This window comes from Rhizobium leguminosarum (assembly GCF_010668065.1).
GTDB classification, from domain to species: Bacteria; Pseudomonadota; Alphaproteobacteria; order Rhizobiales; family Rhizobiaceae; genus Rhizobium; species Rhizobium leguminosarum_S.
On the sequence record NZ_WUEN01000005.1, the window covers coordinates 102,237 to 121,523 of the forward strand.

The window sequence follows — 19,287 nt, forward strand, 5'->3', positions numbered from 1 at the left end:
AATGTCTGCAACGAAAACGGGGGTTTTCCATGCGTACGCTTCTTGCCGCCTTTGCGGCCACCACCATCCTTGCGGGCGCCGCTCAGGCGACGACGGTCTATCCGCTTGATCGCGCGACGATCCTTACCGGTTCGCCGTTCGATTTCAAGGTCGAGTTCAACAAGCAGGTCAAGCCCGAAGACGTGAAGATCACCGTCAACGGCCAGGACTACAAGACCGTGCTTGGGGGCGAGGCGCAGTTCGTCGAACTGGAAAAGGGCAAGGATGACAAGGCTCTCGGTTCCGCTATCCTGCTGCGCGGCCTGAAGATTTCCGCTCCTGGCGACTACAAGATCGAAGTCGCTGCCGGCGACGAAACGAAGTCCGTCACCTGGAACGTTTACGAAACAGCGGCCCAGCCGAAGGCAAAAAACATCATCTTCCTGCTGGGTGACGGCCTTTCCGTTGCGCATCGCACCGCTGCCCGCATCATGTCCAAGGGCATGACCGAAGGTAAGGCGAATGGCCGCCTGAATATGGACGATCTCGAGCGTATGGCTTTTATCGGCACGTCGGCGACGAATGCCGTCGATACGGACTCGGCCAACACCATGTCGGCCTACATGACGGGTCACAAGACGGCCGTCAACGCGATCGGCGTTTATGCGGACCGTACGCCGGCCTCCCTCGATGATCCGCGTGTTGAAACCTTCGCAGAAGCCGTTCGCCGCCTGACCAAGAAGTCGATCGGCATCGTTGCAACGGCCGAGGTCGAAGACGCCACGCCGGCTGCGGTCGTTGCTCACACCCGCAACCGCAACGACAAGGCCGACGTCGTCGGCATGCTGCTCGACGTCAAGCCGGAAGTCCTCCTCGGCGGCGGCTCGGCCTATTTCCTCGGCAAGGAAGTCGCCGGTTCCAAGCGCAAGGACAACCAGGACTACATCAAGCAGTTCCAGGATGCCGGCTACAAGCTTGCGACCGACAAGAACGAGCTCGCAGCCAATGCATCGGCTGAAGGCAATCTCCTCGGTCTCTTCCACACCGGCAATATGGACGTCACGCTTGATCGCGAGTTCCTGAAGAAGGGCACCGTCGACAAGTTCCCGAACCAGCCGGGCCTCGTCGCCATGACCAAGGTTGCGCTCGACCGCCTCTCGAAGAATCCTGATGGTTTCTTCCTGATGGTCGAAGGCTCCTCGATCGACAAAATGTCCCATCCGCTCGATTGGGATCGTGCCGTCTACGAAACCATCGAATTCGACCAGGCCATCGGCGTTGCCCGCGAATTCCAGAAGGCCCATCCGGACACGCTGATCGTCGTCACCGGCGACCACACGCATGGCGTATCGATCATCGGTACCGTCGATGATGAAAAGCCCGGCACGGAAATGCGCGAAAAGGTCGGGACCTATGCCGAAGCCGGCTTCCCGAACTACAAGGACGAAAACGGCGACGGCTATCCCGATAAGGTCGACGTCAGCCGCCGCCTGTTCCTGAGTGCCAACAATGGCCCCGATCACTACGAGACCTTCCGTCCGAAGCTCGATGGTCCGTTCGTTCCGGCTGTCCAGAACGAAAAGAAGGAATATGTCGCCAACGAGCAGTATAAGGATGTTCCCGGCGCGGTCTTCGTTCAGGGCAATATTCCGAAGAGCGGCGATAGTGGTGTCCACGCAGCCGACGACGTCGTCCTGCAATCGGCTGGTCCGGGCGCTGAAGCTTTCCATGGTTATATGGAACAGAGCGACGTCTATCGCGTGCTCGCCGACACCTTCGCTCTCGGCGCCAAGCAGACGAACTGATCTGCCGATCCGGCCAGGCCGCTTGTCGGCTTTGCCTCTTTCATCGATCATGGTCCCGGCCGCTCAGCGGCCGGGACTTCATTTCTTGGAGATCGCCATGGAAAAGCTCCCTTCACTGCATCTCAGCCGCCGCGGCCTGATCGGCGCCATCGGCACACTGGCCTTTGCCGCTGTTGCTCGCCCGAGTTCTGCTGCGGATTCCTTGATCAGCTTCGATGAGCTTTACGGCAAGTTCGGCGTGCTCGGCCTCGAATTCTCCGACAAGGTGAAGCGCCTTGCCGGCAAAGGGATCAGCATGAAAGGTTTCATGGCGCCGCCATTGAAGGCCGAGGCCCAGTTCTTCGTGCTCACCGAGGTGCCGATGTCGCTCTGCCCCTTCTGCTCCTCGGATGCGGACTGGCCGGACAATATCGTCGTCGTCTATCTCGGTGAGAAGCAGACCTTCGTGCAGCCGCGCCAGACGATCGAAGTGCGCGGTACGCTTGAATACGGTTCGTGGACGGATCCGGACACGGGCTTCGTCAGCCTGCTGCGGATCCGCCAGGCCGAATATTCCGCCGCCTGAACCGATATGCTCGCTCTCGATATCGAAAACCTGACCGTTGCCTTCCCGGGCCTGTCCTCGCCGGCACTGGCGATCGGCCGCCTGTCGATCGATGCCGGCAGCAGGGTCGCCATTACAGGCGCGTCCGGCTCCGGCAAGAGCACCTTCGTCAATATTGTTGCCGGGCTGGAGCGGACACGGCAAGGCCGCATCCGCTGGAACGGCGAGGATATCGCGGGTTTTTCAGAAAGCCGGCGGGATCGGTTCCGCGCCGTCAATATCGGCCTGGTCATGCAGGAGTTCCATCTCTTCCCCGGCCTGTCGGCGCTGGAGAACGTATTGCTGCCGGCGCGGCTTGCCGGTGCTGCCACGGCTGATGTCATCGAGCGGGCGCATGCACTTTTGAGCACGGTCGGTCTTTCCCGCCCCGGCCAGAAGATCGAAACCATGTCGCGCGGCGAGATGCAGCGTGTGGCGATCGGCAGGGCGCTGCTGCGTAAGCCCGGCGTCATCATCGCCGACGAGCCGACCGCAAGCCTCGATGCCGAAAGCGGCGAGGCGGTCGGCGATCTCATCCTCGATCTGGCCATTGCCGAAGGCAGCACGCTGATCGTCGTTTCACACGACCAGCGCTTGGCCGGCCGCCTCGATCGGCGCATCACCTTCGGTTCCGGCCGGATCAGCGAAGATTCCGCGGCAACGGCGGGAGAAGCTGCATGATCCGCTTCATCCTTTCCGATCTTCGTCGCCTCTGGGCGGGATCGCTGGTGGTCGTGCTGCTGGTGGCGCTTGCGACCGCGCTCGGCGTTTCTGTCGTGCTGCAGGAGCGGGCGCTTCGTCTCGGCACCGCACGCGCTGCCGACAAGTTCGATCTTGTCATCGGCGCTGGCGGCAGCGAGACGCAGCTCGTGCTGTCCTCCGTCTTCCTGCAGCCCTCGCCTTTGCCACTGATGCCGGGCGAAGTGCTGGGCAAGCTTGCCGCCGATCCACGGGTCGATTGGGCAGCTCCGATCGGCTTCGGCGATTCCTTCTCCGGCTATCCGATCATCGGCACGACGACCATGCTGGCGCAGAACCTGTCCGGCGGCGGCTTGGCCGAAGGCAAGATTTTTGCGCGCGAGGGCGAAGCTGTGATCGGCGCGGCTGTTAAGCTGTCGCTCGGCGGCGAGATCAAGCCGATGCACGGGTCGCTGGAAGAGGGCGGCGAGACCCATACCGAGCTCATCTATCATATCGCCGGCCGCTTGCGGCCGACCGGCACCGCCTGGGACCGGGCGATTCTCGTTCCCATCCAAGCCGTCTGGCACATCCATGGCATGGAGGCGGAGGAACATGCGGGGGACGGCGAGCACGAGCATGAAGTGGCGTCTGGCACGGATAGCGCTGAACATGGTCATGAGCATGAAAAAGCCGGCGCTGATCACGGTGGGCATGAGCATCACGGGGAAGCCGATCCGGATGCCGCGCTTGATGAGAGCTGGACTGCGGGCGCTCCCGGCCTTCCCGCCATTCTGGTCAAGCCGAAGACGATTGCCGATGCCTACAAGCTGCGGCAGGACTATCGCAGCGGCAATACCGTCGCCGTCTTTCCCGGCGAGGTACTGACCAATCTCTACGCCACGCTCGGTGACGCCAAACAGATCCTCGTTGCGGTCGCCTCCGGCGCGCAAGCTCTCGTCGCAGCCTCGCTGGTGCTGGTCACGGTCATCCATATCGGCCAGCGCCGCCGTCAGATTGGTGCACTCAGGGCCTTCGGCGCTCCGCGCGGCGCAATTTTCGGTATCGTCTGGCTTGAATTCTTTTTCCTGGTGGCGGTCGGCATCGCACTTGGATTCGCGCTTGGTTATGCCGCGGCCCTCATCTTGTCCGGCATGTTCTCGCAGACGAGCGGGATCACCATGCCGGTCGGCTTCGCCCGTGAAGACGCCGGGCTTGCGGCGGTGCTGCTTGCCTTTGCCACAATTCTCGCAGCGCTGCCGGCAGTGCTCGCCTACCGGCAATCGCCGGCGCAGGCGCTAAGAGCATAACGGATCCACATCACAAATCGCTGTGAAACCTTCTTTCAAACTTCCGGCAGCTCTATCGTCACGGGCGGCGGAGAGCTTGATGTGCATGACAAAGCGTGACGCCATTAGACTAAAGTCATAATCCGAAAGCCTCTCTCTTTTTGATCTGTCGTTTCTGGCACACTCCCGTCAGGCGTGTCGCGGCCAGGGGTATGCTTTGAGGAGAAGTAGACCGCGCGCGTTGATCATCACTCTGTGGAGGACAGACAATGGCAAATGTCGCAAGCATCGACGGCGCGAAGGCCGCTCCGATGACCGGCGAGGAGAAGAAGGTTATCTTCGCCTCTTCGCTTGGCACCGTTTTCGAATGGTACGATTTCTATCTCTATGGTTCGCTCGCCACCTATATAGGCGCGACCTATTTCACCCAATATCCCGAGGCAACGCGTAACATCTTCACGCTGCTCGCCTTTGCCGCCGGCTTCCTGGTCCGCCCCTTCGGCGCGCTGGTGTTCGGCCGTCTCGGCGATCTCGTCGGCCGTAAATACACCTTCCTGATGACGATCATGATCATGGGTCTGTCGACCTTCCTCGTCGGTATCCTGCCGGGTGCCGCCACGATCGGTATCGCAGCCCCGATCATCCTGATCGCGCTTCGCCTGCTCCAGGGTCTGGCGCTGGGCGGTGAATATGGCGGTGCGGCAACCTATGTCGCCGAACATGCGCCGAACGGACGCCGCGGCTACTTCACTTCATGGATCCAGACGACGGCGACGCTCGGCCTGTTCCTGTCGCTGATCGTCATCGTCCTTGTTCAATATCTGATGGGTGCGGCTGAGTTCGCCGCCTGGGGCTGGCGCATTCCGTTCCTGCTCTCGTTCGTCCTGCTCGGCATTTCCGTCTGGATCCGCCTGAAGATGAACGAATCGCCGGCTTTCCAGCGCATGAAGGCGGAAGGTAAGGGCTCCAAGGCGCCGCTGACCGAGGCCTTCGGGACATGGAAAAATGCCAAGATCGCGATCATCGCGCTGCTCGGCGCCACCATGGGCCAGGCGGTCGTCTGGTACGGCGGCCAGTTCTATGCACTGTTCTTCCTGCAGAACGTGCTGAAGGTGGACCTGTTCTCGGCCAATGTCATGGTCGCCATCGCACTTCTCCTCGGCACGCCGTTCTTCGTCATCTTCGGCGGCCTCTCCGACAAGATCGGCCGCAAGCCGATCATCATGGCAGGCCTTCTCATTGCGGCAGTGACCTATCATCCGCTGTTCAAGGCGATGACCTGGACGGCGAACCCGGCGCTTGCCGAAGCGCAGGCTTCGATTCGGGCAACGGTGACAGCTGATCCGGCGGATTGCAGGTTCCAGTTCAACCCGACCGGCACGGCGAAGTTCACCAGCTCTTGCGACGTGGCGACGGCATTCCTGACCAGGAACTCGGTGCCTTACGACGTGGTGCCCGGCACCGCCGGACAGCCGGCAACGGTGAAGGTCGGCAACGCGACGATCCCAAGCTTCGATGTCGTCGCTGCTGGCGACAAGGCCAAAGGGATGACCGCCGGCTTCGAAAAGAGCGTCAACATCGCGCTCCACGATGCCGGCTATCCGCTGAAGCGCGGTGCCGTCAAGGTGCCGGATGCCAAGCTAGATGCCTTCATCGCAGCAAATCCGGAACTGTCGCTCAATGCCGATGCCGTGCGCGCCGGCGAGAAGGAAACCGTACCGGCGGCGAAGCTGGTCGAGACCAAGCTGCTGACCGCGGATGAGGCCAATGGCGTCACCGACATGGTGGTCTATAACATCGCCAATGGCGGCACCTTCGCCATGGTCGCCGATCCGGCTCGCGTCAACTGGATCGGCACGATCGCCGTGCTGTTCGTCCTCGTCCTCTATGTGACGATGGTCTACGGCCCGATCGCCGCTCTGCTGGTCGAGCTTTTCCCGACCCGCATCCGCTACACCGGCATGTCGCTGCCCTATCACATCGGCAACGGCTGGTTCGGCGGCCTGCTGCCGGCGACGGCCTTCGCGATGAGCGCGGCCGCCGGCGATATCTACTACGGTCTCTGGTATCCGATCGTCTTTGCGACGATCACGCTGGTGATCGGCCTGATCTTCCTGCCGGAAACGAAGAACAGGGATATCCACGCCATGGATTGAGCGGTGGATTGAGGCCAATCCTTGCTTGAGAAAAAAGGCCCGGCGCTGACAAGGCGCCGGGCTTTTCCATATTACAGCGCCGCGCGTCTTTTCGAACGCGCAAAGGACGCTGTAATATTTTGAATTGCTGCATAATTTTATCCTTAAATCGATTCCGATTTAAGGAGTTATGCCGAGCGAAACAGCTGCTTCGAGAGTGGCCAGCCGTCCGGCGCCAGCTTGAAGAGCAGGCCGCAGCGGGCAAAGACGATCGCCGTCAGCAGTGAGAACCAGGCGCCGAAGGCGAGGCCGGCGATGACATCGCTCGGATAATGGGCGCCGACCATGACACGCGTCATGCCGAGCCAGATGGCGCAGGCGATGAAGGCAACGCGGTAGCGTGGAAATAGCAGGGCGAAGGCGGCGAAGAAGGCACCGACCGTGGTGGAGTGGCCGGACGGGAAACTTTCGAAAGCGGAATGGCCCGAAAAGGGCGTGAAGGAAAACATGCCGTAGTCGTGGAAATGATCGGGACGCGCCCTGCCGATCGCACGTTTCAGCAGATTGGCGAGAAGTCCTGAGAAGACGACCGTGAAGAAGAGATAAGCACCGATCCAGCTGACATACAGCGCCTGCGCCTTGGAACGCGCCGTCTTCACAAGCTTGTAGCCTGCCCTGCCCTGAAAGAACAGCAGGATACTGGTGTAGATCAGCCAGGCGGAATCACCGAAACCGGTCAGCATCTCGCCGAGGTGTTTCACCGGCGCGGGAACTTCGCTGGCGCCGATCGGCGCGTCGAAGAGCAGCATCGAAAGGATCACGGCATTGAGCGTGACGAAGAGGCAGGCCTGCCAGCGCAAAGGCGGCATGCCGACGGCGCTCCGGCGCCAGCGCCTGTCCAGGGAAGCCCAAAATGCCCGCATTTCGTCGTCCGTTCGAATTTTTCCCAGAGCGCCGCGCGTCGAACAGGACACGCTAAGGACGCTCTATTACTTTGAATTGACGCATGATCCTTTGTCGAAAATCGCTTCCGATTTCGGGATTATGCGCCCGTTAAAATCCGGCGCAAAAATACACGAGATTGTGGCTGAGAATAGTCCGTTTCGGATAATTCCACCAAGCGGGACGCGCTTCACCGCCCTCAATGAAAAAAGCCCTCCGCATGCGCGATGCGAAGGGCTGGATACTGTTTCACGTGAAATATCAGGCGGAAAGCGTCTTGAACTCGGCGAGGATCGCATCGCCCATCTCGACGGTGCCGACCTGCCTTGCGCCATCGGCCATGATGTCGCCGGTGCGAATGCCCTTGTCGAGCACGTTGGCGATCGCCTTTTCCAGATCGTCGGCTTCCTTCACCAGATTGAAGGAGTAACGCAGGCACATGGCGAAGGAGGCGATCATGGCGATCGGATTGGCGATGCCCTTGCCGGCGATATCAGGGGCCGAGCCGTGCACAGGCTCGTAGAGCGCCTTGCGCTTGCCGGTCTTGCCGTCGGGCGCGCCGAGCGAGGCCGACGGCAGCATGCCGAGCGAACCGGTCAGCATGGCGGCGACGTCGGAGAGCATATCACCGAAGAGGTTGTCGGTGACAATGACGTCGAACTGCTTGGGCTGGCGCACCAGCTGCATGCCGCCGGCATCGGCCAGCATGTGTTCGAGCTGGACGTCGGAATATTTCGCCTTATGCGTCTCGGTTACCACCTGGTTCCAGAGCACACCCGACTTCATGACGTTGCGCTTTTCCATGGAGCAGACGCGATTCTGCCGCGTGCGGGCCATTTCGAAGGCGACGCCGGCGATGCGCTCGATCTCGTAGGTATCGTAGACCTGCGTGTCGATGCCGCGCTTCTGGCCGTTGCCGAGGTCGATGATTTCCTTCGGCTCGCCGAAATAGACGCCGCCCGTCAGCTCGCGGATGATCAGGATATCGAGGCCTTCGACCAGCTCCGGCTTCAGCGACGAGGCCGCAGCAAGGGCCGGATAGCAGATGGCGGGGCGCAGGTTTGCGAAGAGCTGCAGATCCTTGCGCAGGCGCAGCAGGCCGGCTTCCGGGCGCACTTCGTAAGGCACGCTATCCCATTTCGGACCGCCGACGGCGCCGAACAGAACGGCATCGGCGGCAAGCGCCTTCTGCATGTCGGCTTCCGAGATGGCAGCGCCATGTGCATCATAGGCGCAGCCGCCGACAAGGCCTTCGTCGGTGACGAAACCGGCATTCATCGCCTCGTTCATATAGGCGATGATCTTGCGGACCTCGCCCATGGCCTCGGGACCGATGCCGTCGCCCGGCAACAGGAAAAGATTGCGCGCTGTCATGAAACCCTCCTGGGAAAAACAAGTTGCGGTTTCTTAGACCCCGGAAATGGGCATTTCAAGCGACAGAAGCGGTGAATCGGTACGCTTCGCTCCGAGCCGCGACGGTTGCTCCTGTGTCCGCAAACGGATTAGAACGATGACCCTATCTTTATCCTGGATGGTTCCCATGCCTTTCGCACCCCTCCACCTCGACACGCCCTTGCTCCAGACCGCACTTGGCTACAGCGCCAGCGGCAAACCGCTCTGGCTCAAGCTCGATGCGCTGCAGCCTTCCGGCAGCTTCAAGCTGCGCGGCGTTGGCCGGCTTTGCCAGCATGAGGTGGAAAATGGGGCGCGCGAAATCTTCTGCGCTTCCGGCGGCAATGCCGGCATTGCGGCCGCTTATGCCGGCCGGGCGGTCGGTGTGCCGGTCACGATCGTCGTGCCGGAGACGACGGCGGCCGACGTACGGCAGACGATTGCCGCAACGGGCGCGAATGTCCTCGTTCATGGTTCGGTTTTCGATGAGGCCAATGCTCATGCGGTCGAACTCGCCCGGAGCCGCAAGGCAACCTATGTGCACCCCTTCGACCATCCGCTTCTGTGGGATGGCCATGCCACGCTGATCGACGAGGTGGTGGCGAAAGGGGCAAAATTCGATTGCGTCGTCACCAGCGTCGGCGGTGGCGGGCTGCTTGCCGGTATTGTCGAGGGGTTGAAGCGCAACGGGCTTTCCGATGTGCCTGTTATCGCCGTCGAAACGGAAGGGGCGGCTTCGCTCCATGCCAGCCTCAAGGCGAATGAGCGTATCACCCTTCCCGCCATTACCTCGATTGCCAATTCGCTCGGCGCGCGGCAGGTGGCGGAGCATGTCTTCGACCTGCCGCAGCAGCATCCGATCGAAAGTGTTCTCGTCAGCGACGCCGATGCCGTTGCCGCCTGCCTGAAATTTGCCGATGCGCAGCGCATTCTGGTCGAGCCGGCTTGCGGTGCGGCCCTTGCGGTTGCCGATGTGCATGCCGGGCTGCTTCAGCGCTTCGACAATCCGCTTATCGAAGTCTGCGGCGGCATCGGCGTGTCGCTCGAAAAACTCAGGGCCTGGAAAGAGAAGTTTCTTTGACCCACACCAAGAAAAAGCCGGGCAAAAAGCCGGCTTGATCGGTAACCGATTGGATAGGGCTCAGGCTGCCCAGGGGTGCGAAGCGGCGTTCTTCTTTTCGAAGCTGTCGATCGCCTTGCCCTTTTCCAGCGTCAGGCCGATATCGTCGAGGCCGTTCAGCAGGCAGTGGCGCTTGAACTCGTCGAGATCGAACTTGATCAAACCACCATCGGGGCCGGTGATCTCGAGATTTTCGAGGTCGACGGTCAGGACGGCGTTGGAGCCGCGCGAGGCGTCGTCCATCAGCTTGTCGAGGTCTTCCTGGCTGACCTTGATCGGCAGGATGCCGTTCTTGAAACAGTTGTTGTAGAAAATATCGGCGAAGCTGGTCGAAATAACGCAGCGGATGCCGAAATCCAGAAGCGCCCAGGGCGCGTGCTCGCGCGAGGAGCCGCAGCCGAAATTGTCGCCGGCAACCAGGATCTTGGCATCGCGATAGGCCGGCTTGTTCAGCACGAAATCCGGGTTTTCTGAGCCGTCTTCGTTATAACGAGCCTCCGCGAAGAGGCCGGTGCCGAGGCCGGTGCGCTTGATCGTCTTCAGATAATCCTTCGGAATGATCATGTCGGTGTCGACGTTGACGACCGGCAAGGGCGCTGCAACGCCCGTGAGCTTCACGAATTTATCCATGACCCATGCTCCATTTCAGCAAATCTACTTCCTGAATTTGCATCTAGTCCAGTTTTTCGCCGAAATGAAGGAGAATCTTTCACAGATGGCGGCCACGCGACGTTTCGCGCGGTCCGCCGATTGCGCCTGTCCCCTTATTTGGATGGTGCGTTCAACCCCCAGAGGACGCCGAACGGATCACGAAGCTGGCCATAGCGGTCGCCCCAGAACATCAGTTCGACCGGCATGACGACTTCGGCGCCGGCGGCAACCGCGCGATCCCACCAGAAATCGATATCATCGATCACCAGCTGGATGGCAAAACCTTCATGGCCTTTGAAGGCATGGCCGTATTCGGGATAAGCGTCCGACAGCATCAGGGAACTGCCGTTGATGTAGAGATGCACATGCATCGTTCTGCCGCTCTCGTCGACCGGCACGAGATATGCCTCTTCGGCGCCGAAAGCCTTCTTGTAGAATTCCGCAGCTTTCACCGCGCCGCCGACCGTCAGATAGGGCAGCAGGCCGTTCTTGACCGGTGGCATCTTGGTCGGGTTGCTCTCTGTCGTCGCATCCATGCTTATCCTCCATTCGTTTTTGAGCGCCGGCTGAATGCCTGGCTGCTTCAAGGACGTAACATGGAAGCGTGATCCGACAGTGTCGGCCGAAATTTTTTAGCGAACCAAAATTTTCAGCGAAAAGGTGATCAGAGATCGATGATCGTGCCGCGGCCGTCGTTCCACACGCGCATCTCGCGCTGGCCGTTATTTGCCTTAGCGCGGACGGGAGCGGGCTTCATCTTCATCGAAAGCGCACGTCCGACCATGAGCACGGTCAGGATGCCGCCGACGGCGAGCGTCACCGAGAAGGTGAAAAGCAGCATGGCCACGAAAACGGTGGCGCCGGCAAGCATGAGGAAGATGGAGCGAATGTTCTGCATGGTTAGAGACCTTTCTTCGGAAAGGAATGTGGTCCTTCTCTTTCCTCTCTGCAAGGCAAGCATGGCTTTTTGTTGTTCTGCTCGATGTTCTGGGGTGGGCTGCTTGCTTCGGCTTTCAAAGCTTGGCACTAATTCGCCATGAGCCGAAACCCCACGACCCGCTCCGCCCGCCTGCGCCGTTCGGTGTTGAGCGTGCCTGCCATCAACCCCCGCGCCCTCGAAAAAACCCATGCTGTCGATTGCGATGCGGTGATCTTCGATCTCGAGGATTCCGTGGCGCCGGAAAAGAAGGTGGAAGCACGGGAAACCCTGAGGAATTTCTTTTCGGCTCGGCCGCTCCAAGGCAAGGAGCGGATCATCCGCATCAACAGTCTGTCCACCGATTTCGGCTTGGCGGACATGGAGCTGGTGACGGCGCTTGGTCCCGATGCCGTGCTGCTGCCGAAGGTCGACGAACCGCAGGATGTCATGGCGCTCAGTGACCTTCTCTCCGAGGCCGATGCACCGGAAGATCTGCGCATCTGGGCGATGATCGAGACACCACGCGGCATCCTGAATGCGGCTGGTATCGCCGAAGCCGGGCGCACGGCGGGCTCACGGCTCGATTGTCTCGTCGTCGGGCTCAACGACCTGCGCAAGGAAACCGGCGTGCTGCCGCAGCCGGGGCGGAGCTATCTCGTGCCCTGGCTGATGCAGGTCGTCCTTGCGGTCAGTGCCTATGGGCTCGATGCGATCGACAGCGTCTTCAACGATTTCAGGGACGAGCAGGGTTTCGATGCCGAATGTCTGCAGGGCCGGGCCATGGGCTTTGCCGGCAAGATGCTGATCCATCCGGCGCAGATCGAGCCCGCCAACCGCCATTTCGGTCCGGATCCGGCAGCGATTGCGGAAGCGGAGGCGATCATATCAGCCTTTGCCGACCCCGCCTCCGATGGGCTGAACGTCATCAATGCAGGCGGGCGGATGGTCGAGCGGCTGCATCTTGTCCAGGCGGAAAGTCTGGTCCATAAAGCCCGCCTGATCGCAGCCCGCCAGGCTGCAGCACGAAAGACGATGTGATGAAACTCTACCGCTTCCTGACCGGTCCCGACGATGCTTCCTTCTGCCACAAGGTCACCGCCGCCCTCAACAAGGGCTGGTCGCTGGAGGGCTCGCCGAGCTATGCCTTCAATGCCGCAACCGGTGCGATGCAGTGCGGCCAGGCCGTCGTCAAGCATGTCGAAGGCAAGGACTACGATCCTGAGATGAAGCTCTCCGAGCAGTGAGGATTATGCGTGATTGAAAGTGATAGAGCGTCCTTAGCGCGTCCTTGGACGCGCGGCGCTCTATCGTTCGGCGGCTTCCTCGGCACTTGCCTCGATCCGCTCCATGTCATCGTCGCTCAGCCCGAAATGGTGGCCGATCTCGTGGATCAGGACGTGGGTGATGATATCGCCGAGCGTCTCGTCGTTCTCAGCCCAGTAGTCGAGAATAGGACGGCGGTAGAGGCGGATGCGGTTCGGCATCTCGCCGGTTTCCACCGTGAAACGTTCGGAAATGCCCCTGCCCTCGAAAAGGCCGAGCAGATCGAAAGGGGTTTCCAGCGCCATGTCCTCGAAAACGTCGTCATCGGGGAAATCTTCGATCTCGATCGTGAGGTTGGTCGTCAGCTGGCGGAATTCATCCGGGAGATGGCTGTAGGCCTCCATCGCCAGCGACTCGAAGGCGCTGATCGTCGGCGCATGGCGGTCCCGCCAATCATCGCTCTGGTCTATGCGGGCCATGAATATTCCTTCCTTTGCGGGCCCATATAGAACCTTTATCGCCGATTTTCGAGTGCGGAATCAAAGGCAGGAATATTTTCATAGAAAATGGCCGTTGACTCTTCATTAGCTCTCTGGAATCTATAAGAACATAACAGGAACAAGACGGATCGGAGAAACGCCATGGCGCAGCACGCCCTGGCGCGCGAGCGGCTTTTTGCGCTCCGCGAAACCATCGCCAGACTAGAGGGAAGGCCCGCGCCGGCGCTTGCCGCAGCGGAACAGGAAGCCCTGGCGGAAGGACGTAAGACCCGCCAGGAGCGCACGCTGCCGCCCCTGCCGTTTGGGGTGGAGTTTCTCGACGGGGCGCTGGAAGGCGGCCTGCCGCTCGATGCGATCACCGAATTCCGCTCGGCTCTGTCTCGCGATGCCGGTGCTGCAAGCGGGCTGGCGATGGCTGTTGCCGCGCGACTGCAAAAACGGGAGGCGGATGCCGGCCGCCTTCTGCCGTTGCTCTGGATCGGCGATGCCGTCGGCACGCTGGAGGCCGGCCGTCCCTATGCTCCCGGACTTCGGGATTTCGGGCTGAGCCCGGAGCGGTTTCTCCATGCCGCCCCGCGCAAGCTGGACGAGGCGCTCTGGCTGGCGGAGGTGGCGGTGGAAAGCGCTGCCTTCTCGGCCGTCATCTTCGAAGTGCGGGGCAATCCCGTCCATTTCGGCCTGACCGAAAGCCGCCGGCTCAGTCTCAGGGCGCATGCTGCCCGCCGTCCGCTCTTTCTTGTCCGCCAGGCCGGAACGGAGGAGGCAAGCAGTGCGGCCTTCCGCCTGCATGTCGAACCGGCCCCGTCCGCTCTGCGGCCGTTGCCGGATGGATCGACACTTTCCGGCAGCCTCGGCAATCCGATTTTCCATGTCACGCTGGAGAAGAGCCGCAATCCGGCCCCGCTCTCCTTTCTTCTGGAGTGGAACACCCATGAACGCGAATTTCTCCCTATCGCCGAACCAAACCTCGTTCGTCCTCCAGGCGAACAGTCAGCGCATTCTGGCGCTCAGCTTCCCGCATCTGCCAACCGACCGCATCGCCCGCAAGCGATGGGGGCTCTCCTGGCGTTCGAAAGGGCGTCCTGAGACGCCGCCTATCGTCTGTTCCGGCAAGCTCAACAATGCCATGCGGCTGACGGCACTGGACGAGTTGGCCGAAAGGCTGGGGCTGAAGAAGGAGCTGGGCGTTGCCGAAGCGCGCGCCATGTACCCGATGCTCGAGGTCGCGGAAGAGGATCCGGCGGCCGACCGCCGCTTGCTGGAGGCAATTGCCGACTGGTGCGACCGCTATACGCCGCTGGTGGCGTTTGACGGCAAGGACGGCCTGTTTCTCGACATTAGCGGCTGCGCCCATCTTTTCGGCGGTGAAAAGGCGCTTCTTAGGGATGTGCTGTCGCGGCTTTTTCATATGGGGTTCGATGCTCGCGGCGCGGTCTCATCGTCGCCCGGCCTTTCCTGGGCCGCGTCCCGCTTCGGGCAAGGCGGCGTGATTGAGGACGAAGAGACGGAACATGTGCTGATGTCCTTGCCGGTTGCAGCCTTGCGGCTGGAAGGACAAACCGTCGATGCCCTGAAGAAGCTCGGTCTGAAATATATCGGCGACGTCATCGATGCGCCGCGAGCGCCGCTGACCCGCCGGTTCGGCCCGGAGCTGCTTCTGCGTCTCGACCAGGCGCTGGGACGTGAAGAGGAGCCGGTCTCGCCCCGGCGTCCTGTTGCCAGCCTCTCGGCCGAAAGCCGGCTGATCGAGCCCATCGGGACGGAAGAGCAGATCCTTGCCGTCACCAGGCAGGTCGCCTTATCGCTGCAGCCGTCGCTGGAGGCGCGGGGGGCTGGCGGACGGGTGTTCGAACTGGTCCTGTTCCGCGTCGACGGCAGGGTCTTTCGTATCTCCGTCGGCGCTTCGCAGCCGCTTCGCGAACCAAAGTTCATCGCCGGGCTTTTTTCCGAGCGATTGCAGGCGGTCTATGATGATCTCGATGCCGGCTATGGCTTCGAGATCCTGCGGCTGAATGTGTTGCGGCACGATCCCTTCAACGAGGCGCAGGGTGATTTCGAGGGCGACCGTCAGGGAGAGATCTCGCTTTCGACCTTCGTCGACCGGGTCTCGGCCCGGCTTGGTGCGGATTGCCTGCAAAGCTTTCAGCTCCGCGAGAGCCATGTGCCGGAACGCGCCGTCATCACGGTTCCTGTGATGGAGAGCCTTCCCAGGCGGAAGGCAGCGCAGGACATCCAGCTTCCTTTCCGCGAAGAGCGCCCGCTGCGGCTCTTTGCAACGCCGGAGCCCGTCGAGACCATACTTGCCGAAGTGCCCGATGGTCCGCCGCAGATCTTCCGCTGGCGGCGCATGCAGCATCAGGTGGCGAGAAGTGAAGGACCGGAACGGATTGCCATGGAATGGTGGATCGATGGGGGTGATGCCGAGGCGCGTGACTATTTCCGCATCGAGGACGAGACCGGACATCGCTTCTGGATCTATCGGCGGGGCTTTTATGGTCAGGCGCTTGATCCTCGCTGGTTCATGCATGGCGTGTTCGCATGACAACCGCGCGCGCATTCTTCGAGATCGGCACAAGGACGAATTTCTCGTTTCTTGAAGGCGCCTCTGGCCCTGAGGAGATGGTCGTACAGGCTGCTCGTCTACGGCTCGGGGGCCTCGGGATTGCGGACCGGAATTCGGTTGCCGGCGTGGTGCGAGCGCATGCGCAGGCGGAGCAGCTTGAGGAGAGATACAAGAACAGGGACGAGATTCTGGCCCAGGCGAAGAAGGAAGGAAAAGAGGAGGAGATCCTCGATCCTATCCGGATTCAGCCGGGCGCTCGTCTCGTCTTTTCCGACGGAACGCCTGATATCCTTGCCTATCCGCAAAACCGGCGAGGCTGGGCGAACCTTTGCCGTCTTCTCACCGCCGGCAATCTGAAGGAGGAAGCGGTCAAGGGAAGCTGCATCCTGACGGAAGCGGAACTCATGGAATGGGGGGACGAGATGATGCTTGCCCTTGTTCCGGATCGCACCCTTGTCGATCATCAGGCGGGTCAGTCGACGCTGGAAGATTATCTGGAACGGTTTCGCAGACGCTTCCGCAAGGCCTTTTTTATGGCGCTGGCGCCAGCCTATGACGGTCGCGACAGGCAGGTCTTTGCGGTGTTTTCCATGCTCGCCGCTCGAAACCGCGTGCCGCTGATTGCAACCAACCAGCCGCTTTATCATCATCCCGAACGCCGGCCGCTTTCGGATATCGTGATCGCGATCCGGGAGCATGTACAGATAGCGCAAGCCGGATTCTTGCTGGCGCCGAATGCCGAACGCTACCTCAAGGATTCACGTGAAATGATCCGGATCTTCCGGGACTATCCTGGTGCGATCGAAAATACGCAGGTATTTTTCGACAGGCTGACCTTTTCGCTGAAGGAACTGGAGCACAATTATCCGCCAGAAAACGATCCCGGCGAAACGCCGCAGGAGACTCTCGAAAGGCTGACGAGAGCGGGAGCGGCAAGACGCTATCCCAAGGGTATCCCGCCCAAGGTGGCGCCGCAAATCGAGTATGAACTCGATCTCATTAAAAAAAAGAAATATGCCTCCTATTTCCTGACGGTGCACAGGATCATCCAGCACGCCCGCTATGAACTTAAGATCTTGTGCCAGGGGCGCGGATCGGCGGCAAATTCGGTCATCTGCTATTGCCTCGAGATAACGGAAGTCGACCCTCAAAAAAGTACACTGCTCTTCGACCGCTTCATTTCGATGGATCGCGACGAACCGCCGGATATCGACGTTGATTTCGAGCATGATCGACGCGAAGAGGTCATCCAGTTCATCTATAAAAGATACGGCATAGAACATGCTGGGCTGACGGCGGGGGTGACGACCTACCGTACGCGCTCGGCCGGCCGCGAGGTTTCCAAGGCCTTTGGGCTGTCGGAGGATGTCCAGTCGGCGATCAGCAGCCTCGTCTGGGGCTGGTCGGAGGACAATCTTTCCGAACGGGATGCAAAAGCTGCCGGCCTCGACATCAAAGATCCGGTGACGCAGAACGTGCTGAAATATGCCTCCGAGCTTCTCGGCTTCCCGCGCCACCTCACCCAGCATGTCGGCGGCTTCGTCATCACGCGGGACAGGCTCGACGAGGTGGTGCCGATCATGAAGACGGCGATGCCGGATCGCTACATGATCGAGTGGGACAAGGACGACCTCGACAACGTCAAGATCCTCAAGGTGGATGTGTTGGCGCTCGGCATGCTGACCTGTCTGCGAAAGGCCTTTTCGCTGCTTGAATTGCATTACGATGTGAAGAAGACGCTCGCAGACCTCGGTAACAAGGAGCACGGGGACGAAGGCGAGCCGGTTTACGAGATGATGGGCCGGGCCGATACGCTCGGCGTCTTCCAGATCGAAAGCCGGGCGCAGATGAGCATGTTGCCGCGTCTCAAGCCGAAGGTGTTTTACGATCTCGTCATCGAGGTGGCGATCGTGCGGCCAGGACCGATCCAGGGCGACATGGTGCATCCCTATCTGAAGCGCCGGGAGCAGCGGGCCAAGAACATTCCGATCAAATATCCGAGCAAGGAGCTGGAAACGGTTCTGGAAAGAACCCTCGGCGTGCCGCTGTTCCAGGAACAGGCCATGCAGATCGCCATCACTGCGGCAGGATTCAAGCCGGCGGAAGCCGACAAGCTTCGCAGAGCGATGGCGACATTCAAGAGAACGGGTACGATCGGTAACTTCGAAAAGCGGTTCATCGAGGGAATGGTCTCAAAGAGTTATGCCCGGGAATTCGCGCAGCAGTGTTTCAATCAGATCAAAGGTTTCGGTGAATATGGTTTTCCGGAAAGCCATGCCGCCTCCTTCGCGCTGCTCGTCTATGCCTCCTCATGGCTCAAGGCCTATTATCCCGATGTCTTCTGCGCGGCGATGCTGAACTCCCAGCCGATGGGGTTTTATGCGCCGGCGCAGCTGGTGCGGGATGCACGCGAGCACGGGGTAAGAATCCTGCCGGTCGATATCAATGAATCGAACTGGGATTGCGGTCTGGAAGAGGCCGCTTTCGATCGGAATGCCGTCGATTTTCGGCATTATGAGATGCGCGAGATCATCAAGACCCGGCATGCGGTGCGGCTCGGCTTCCGGCAGATCAAGGGTCTCTCGACAGACGATATGGAACGGCTCGTCAGCCATCGAGGCGAAGGCTACAGTTCGGTGCGTGATCTCTGGCTGCGGTCCGGTCTGCAGAAATCGGTCATCGAGCGACTGGCGGATGCCGATGCGTTCCGATCCCTCAAACTGTCACGACGCGACGCGCTCTGGGCGGTGCGGGCGCTGGATGTGAGGAGTGCTACTGAGGAACTGCCGCTTTTCGAGCGGGTCCGTCATGTCGACCTCCAGGCCGAGCCTGTAGCGAAGTTGCCGGAAATGCTGCCCGGAGAGCAGGTCATCGAGGACTATCGTTATCTCTCGCTGTCGCTGAAGGCGCACCCCGTCTCCTTCCTGCGTGAGGAATTGCGCAAGGCCGGCATCACGCGCAATGTCGATCTGTTGAAAGTCGCGAACGGAAAGCGGGTGACGATCGCGGGCCTCGTGCTGGTGCGCCAGCGGCCGGGTTCGGCCAAAGGCGTGATCTTCATGACGCTGGAAGACGAGACCGGCGTGGCCAATGCGATCGTCTGGTCGAAAATGTTCGACAAATACCGCTCGGTCGTGATGGGCGCCCGGTTGGTGAAAATCCGCGGCAGGCTGCAAAGCCAGAGCGGGGTGATCCATACCGTCGTCGAGCATATCGAGGACATGACGCCGGCGCTGGGTATCCTGCAACGCGAGGCCCGGCGTTTCGGCGTCTGCGAGCGGGCAGACGAGGTGCTGAGGCCGGGCGCCGATCAGCGGCAGAAAAAGCTTGTAAATGTGCAGGAGAGGGCCGAGCTGGAAAAACGGATGGTTGCCACAGGCCGCCATGCGGGCGCGGCGGAAACCGCCGAGGTGATGCCGCGCGGACGCAACTTTCATTAAAAATGCATTGCACCGATCAAGACCATGC

Annotated in this window: 17 protein-coding genes; 11 read left to right on the forward strand and 6 right to left on the reverse strand. The window is 60.8% G+C overall.

Going from position 1 to position 19,287, the window contains the following annotated elements:
• Positions 1 to 29 precede the first annotated feature (29 nt).
• The 5 genes from GR198_RS15805 (at position 30) to GR198_RS15825 (ending at position 6,490) form a co-directional block, all read left to right on the forward strand.
• Positions 30 to 1,784 (forward strand): alkaline phosphatase, encoded by a 1,755-nt coding sequence (locus GR198_RS15805; protein WP_164049113.1) that lies wholly within the window; start codon positions 30 to 32, stop codon positions 1,782 to 1,784.
• Between the two features lie 97 nt (positions 1,785 to 1,881).
• Positions 1,882 to 2,349, forward strand: a complete 468-nt coding sequence (locus GR198_RS15810; protein WP_029874636.1) for a hypothetical protein — start codon at positions 1,882 to 1,884, stop codon at positions 2,347 to 2,349.
• Positions 2,350 to 2,355: 6 nt separating this feature from the next.
• On the forward strand, positions 2,356 to 3,048 hold the full coding sequence (locus GR198_RS15815; RefSeq protein ID WP_029874637.1) for an ABC transporter ATP-binding protein: 693 nt from the start codon (positions 2,356 to 2,358) through the stop codon (positions 3,046 to 3,048).
• Positions 3,045 to 4,355, forward strand: coding sequence for an ABC transporter permease (locus tag GR198_RS15820; RefSeq protein WP_029874638.1), 1,311 nt, complete (start codon positions 3,045 to 3,047; stop codon positions 4,353 to 4,355). Before GR198_RS15815 ends, GR198_RS15820 begins: the two co-directional genes overlap by 4 nt.
• Positions 4,356 to 4,603: 248 nt before the next feature.
• Complete coding sequence (locus GR198_RS15825; RefSeq protein ID WP_029874639.1) at positions 4,604 to 6,490, forward strand: MFS transporter; 1,887 nt, start codon at positions 4,604 to 4,606, stop codon at positions 6,488 to 6,490.
• 167 nt (positions 6,491 to 6,657) lie between these two features.
• Here the strand turns inward: GR198_RS15825 and lpxE are convergent, their stop codons facing one another.
• Together lpxE and leuB are read right to left on the reverse strand one after the other, a co-directional pair.
• Complete coding sequence (gene lpxE / locus GR198_RS15830; RefSeq protein WP_029874640.1) at positions 6,658 to 7,392, reverse strand: lipid A 1-phosphatase LpxE; 735 nt, start codon at positions 7,390 to 7,392, stop codon at positions 6,658 to 6,660.
• A 280-nt stretch (positions 7,393 to 7,672) separates the two neighbouring features.
• Complete coding sequence (gene leuB / locus GR198_RS15835) at positions 7,673 to 8,785, reverse strand: 3-isopropylmalate dehydrogenase (RefSeq protein ID WP_003543987.1); 1,113 nt, start codon at positions 8,783 to 8,785, stop codon at positions 7,673 to 7,675.
• 166 nt (positions 8,786 to 8,951) lie between these two features.
• On the opposite strand from leuB, the gene GR198_RS15840 reads away from it, so the two are divergent.
• Positions 8,952 to 9,884 carry a pyridoxal-phosphate dependent enzyme gene (locus tag GR198_RS15840; RefSeq protein ID WP_164025896.1) on the forward strand — a complete coding sequence of 311 codons (933 nt, stop codon included), beginning with the start codon at positions 8,952 to 8,954 and terminating at the stop codon, positions 9,882 to 9,884.
• Between the two features lie 60 nt (positions 9,885 to 9,944).
• On the opposite strand, the gene leuD is transcribed toward GR198_RS15840, so the two are convergent.
• The 3 genes from leuD to GR198_RS15855 form a co-directional block, all read right to left on the reverse strand.
• Positions 9,945 to 10,553 carry a 3-isopropylmalate dehydratase small subunit gene (leuD, locus tag GR198_RS15845; RefSeq protein WP_012759503.1) on the reverse strand — a complete coding sequence of 203 codons (609 nt, stop codon included), beginning with the start codon at positions 10,551 to 10,553 and terminating at the stop codon, positions 9,945 to 9,947.
• Between the two features lie 134 nt (positions 10,554 to 10,687).
• Positions 10,688 to 11,110, reverse strand: a complete 423-nt coding sequence (locus GR198_RS15850) for a VOC family protein (RefSeq protein WP_062939945.1) — start codon at positions 11,108 to 11,110, stop codon at positions 10,688 to 10,690.
• Positions 11,111 to 11,238: 128 nt separating this feature from the next.
• Positions 11,239 to 11,472, reverse strand: coding sequence for a hypothetical protein (locus GR198_RS15855; RefSeq protein WP_025396469.1), 234 nt, complete (start codon positions 11,470 to 11,472; stop codon positions 11,239 to 11,241).
• Between the two features lie 138 nt (positions 11,473 to 11,610).
• Between GR198_RS15855 and GR198_RS15860 the strand changes: the two genes are divergently transcribed.
• Positions 11,611 to 12,531, forward strand: a complete 921-nt coding sequence (locus tag GR198_RS15860; protein ID WP_029874644.1) for an HpcH/HpaI aldolase/citrate lyase family protein — start codon at positions 11,611 to 11,613, stop codon at positions 12,529 to 12,531.
• Positions 12,531 to 12,737, forward strand: a complete 207-nt coding sequence (locus GR198_RS15865; protein WP_029874645.1) for a DUF1737 domain-containing protein — start codon at positions 12,531 to 12,533, stop codon at positions 12,735 to 12,737. The genes GR198_RS15860 and GR198_RS15865 overlap by 1 nt, the downstream gene beginning before the upstream one ends.
• A 60-nt stretch (positions 12,738 to 12,797) precedes the next feature.
• Here GR198_RS15865 and GR198_RS15870 read toward each other — a convergent pair whose 3' ends face one another.
• Positions 12,798 to 13,235 (reverse strand): metallopeptidase family protein, encoded by a 438-nt coding sequence (locus GR198_RS15870; protein WP_003543974.1) that lies wholly within the window; start codon positions 13,233 to 13,235, stop codon positions 12,798 to 12,800.
• 162 nt (positions 13,236 to 13,397) lie between these two features.
• On the opposite strand from GR198_RS15870, the gene GR198_RS35825 reads away from it, so the two are divergent.
• The 3 genes from GR198_RS35825 to GR198_RS15880 are packed head-to-tail and all read left to right on the forward strand — an operon-like array spanning position 13,398 to position 19,259.
• Positions 13,398 to 14,342, forward strand: a complete 945-nt coding sequence (locus tag GR198_RS35825; RefSeq protein ID WP_246711103.1) for an ImuA family protein — start codon at positions 13,398 to 13,400, stop codon at positions 14,340 to 14,342.
• A gap of 10 nt (positions 14,343 to 14,352) precedes the next feature.
• Positions 14,353 to 15,798 carry a Y-family DNA polymerase gene (locus GR198_RS15875; RefSeq protein WP_312876453.1) on the forward strand — a complete coding sequence of 482 codons (1,446 nt, stop codon included), beginning with the start codon at positions 14,353 to 14,355 and terminating at the stop codon, positions 15,796 to 15,798.
• Positions 15,795 to 19,259: an error-prone DNA polymerase gene (locus GR198_RS15880; protein WP_164069231.1), complete on the forward strand. Its 3,465-nt coding sequence runs from the start codon at positions 15,795 to 15,797 to the stop codon at positions 19,257 to 19,259. Before GR198_RS15875 ends, GR198_RS15880 begins: the two co-directional genes overlap by 4 nt.
• Positions 19,260 to 19,287 lie beyond the last annotated feature (28 nt).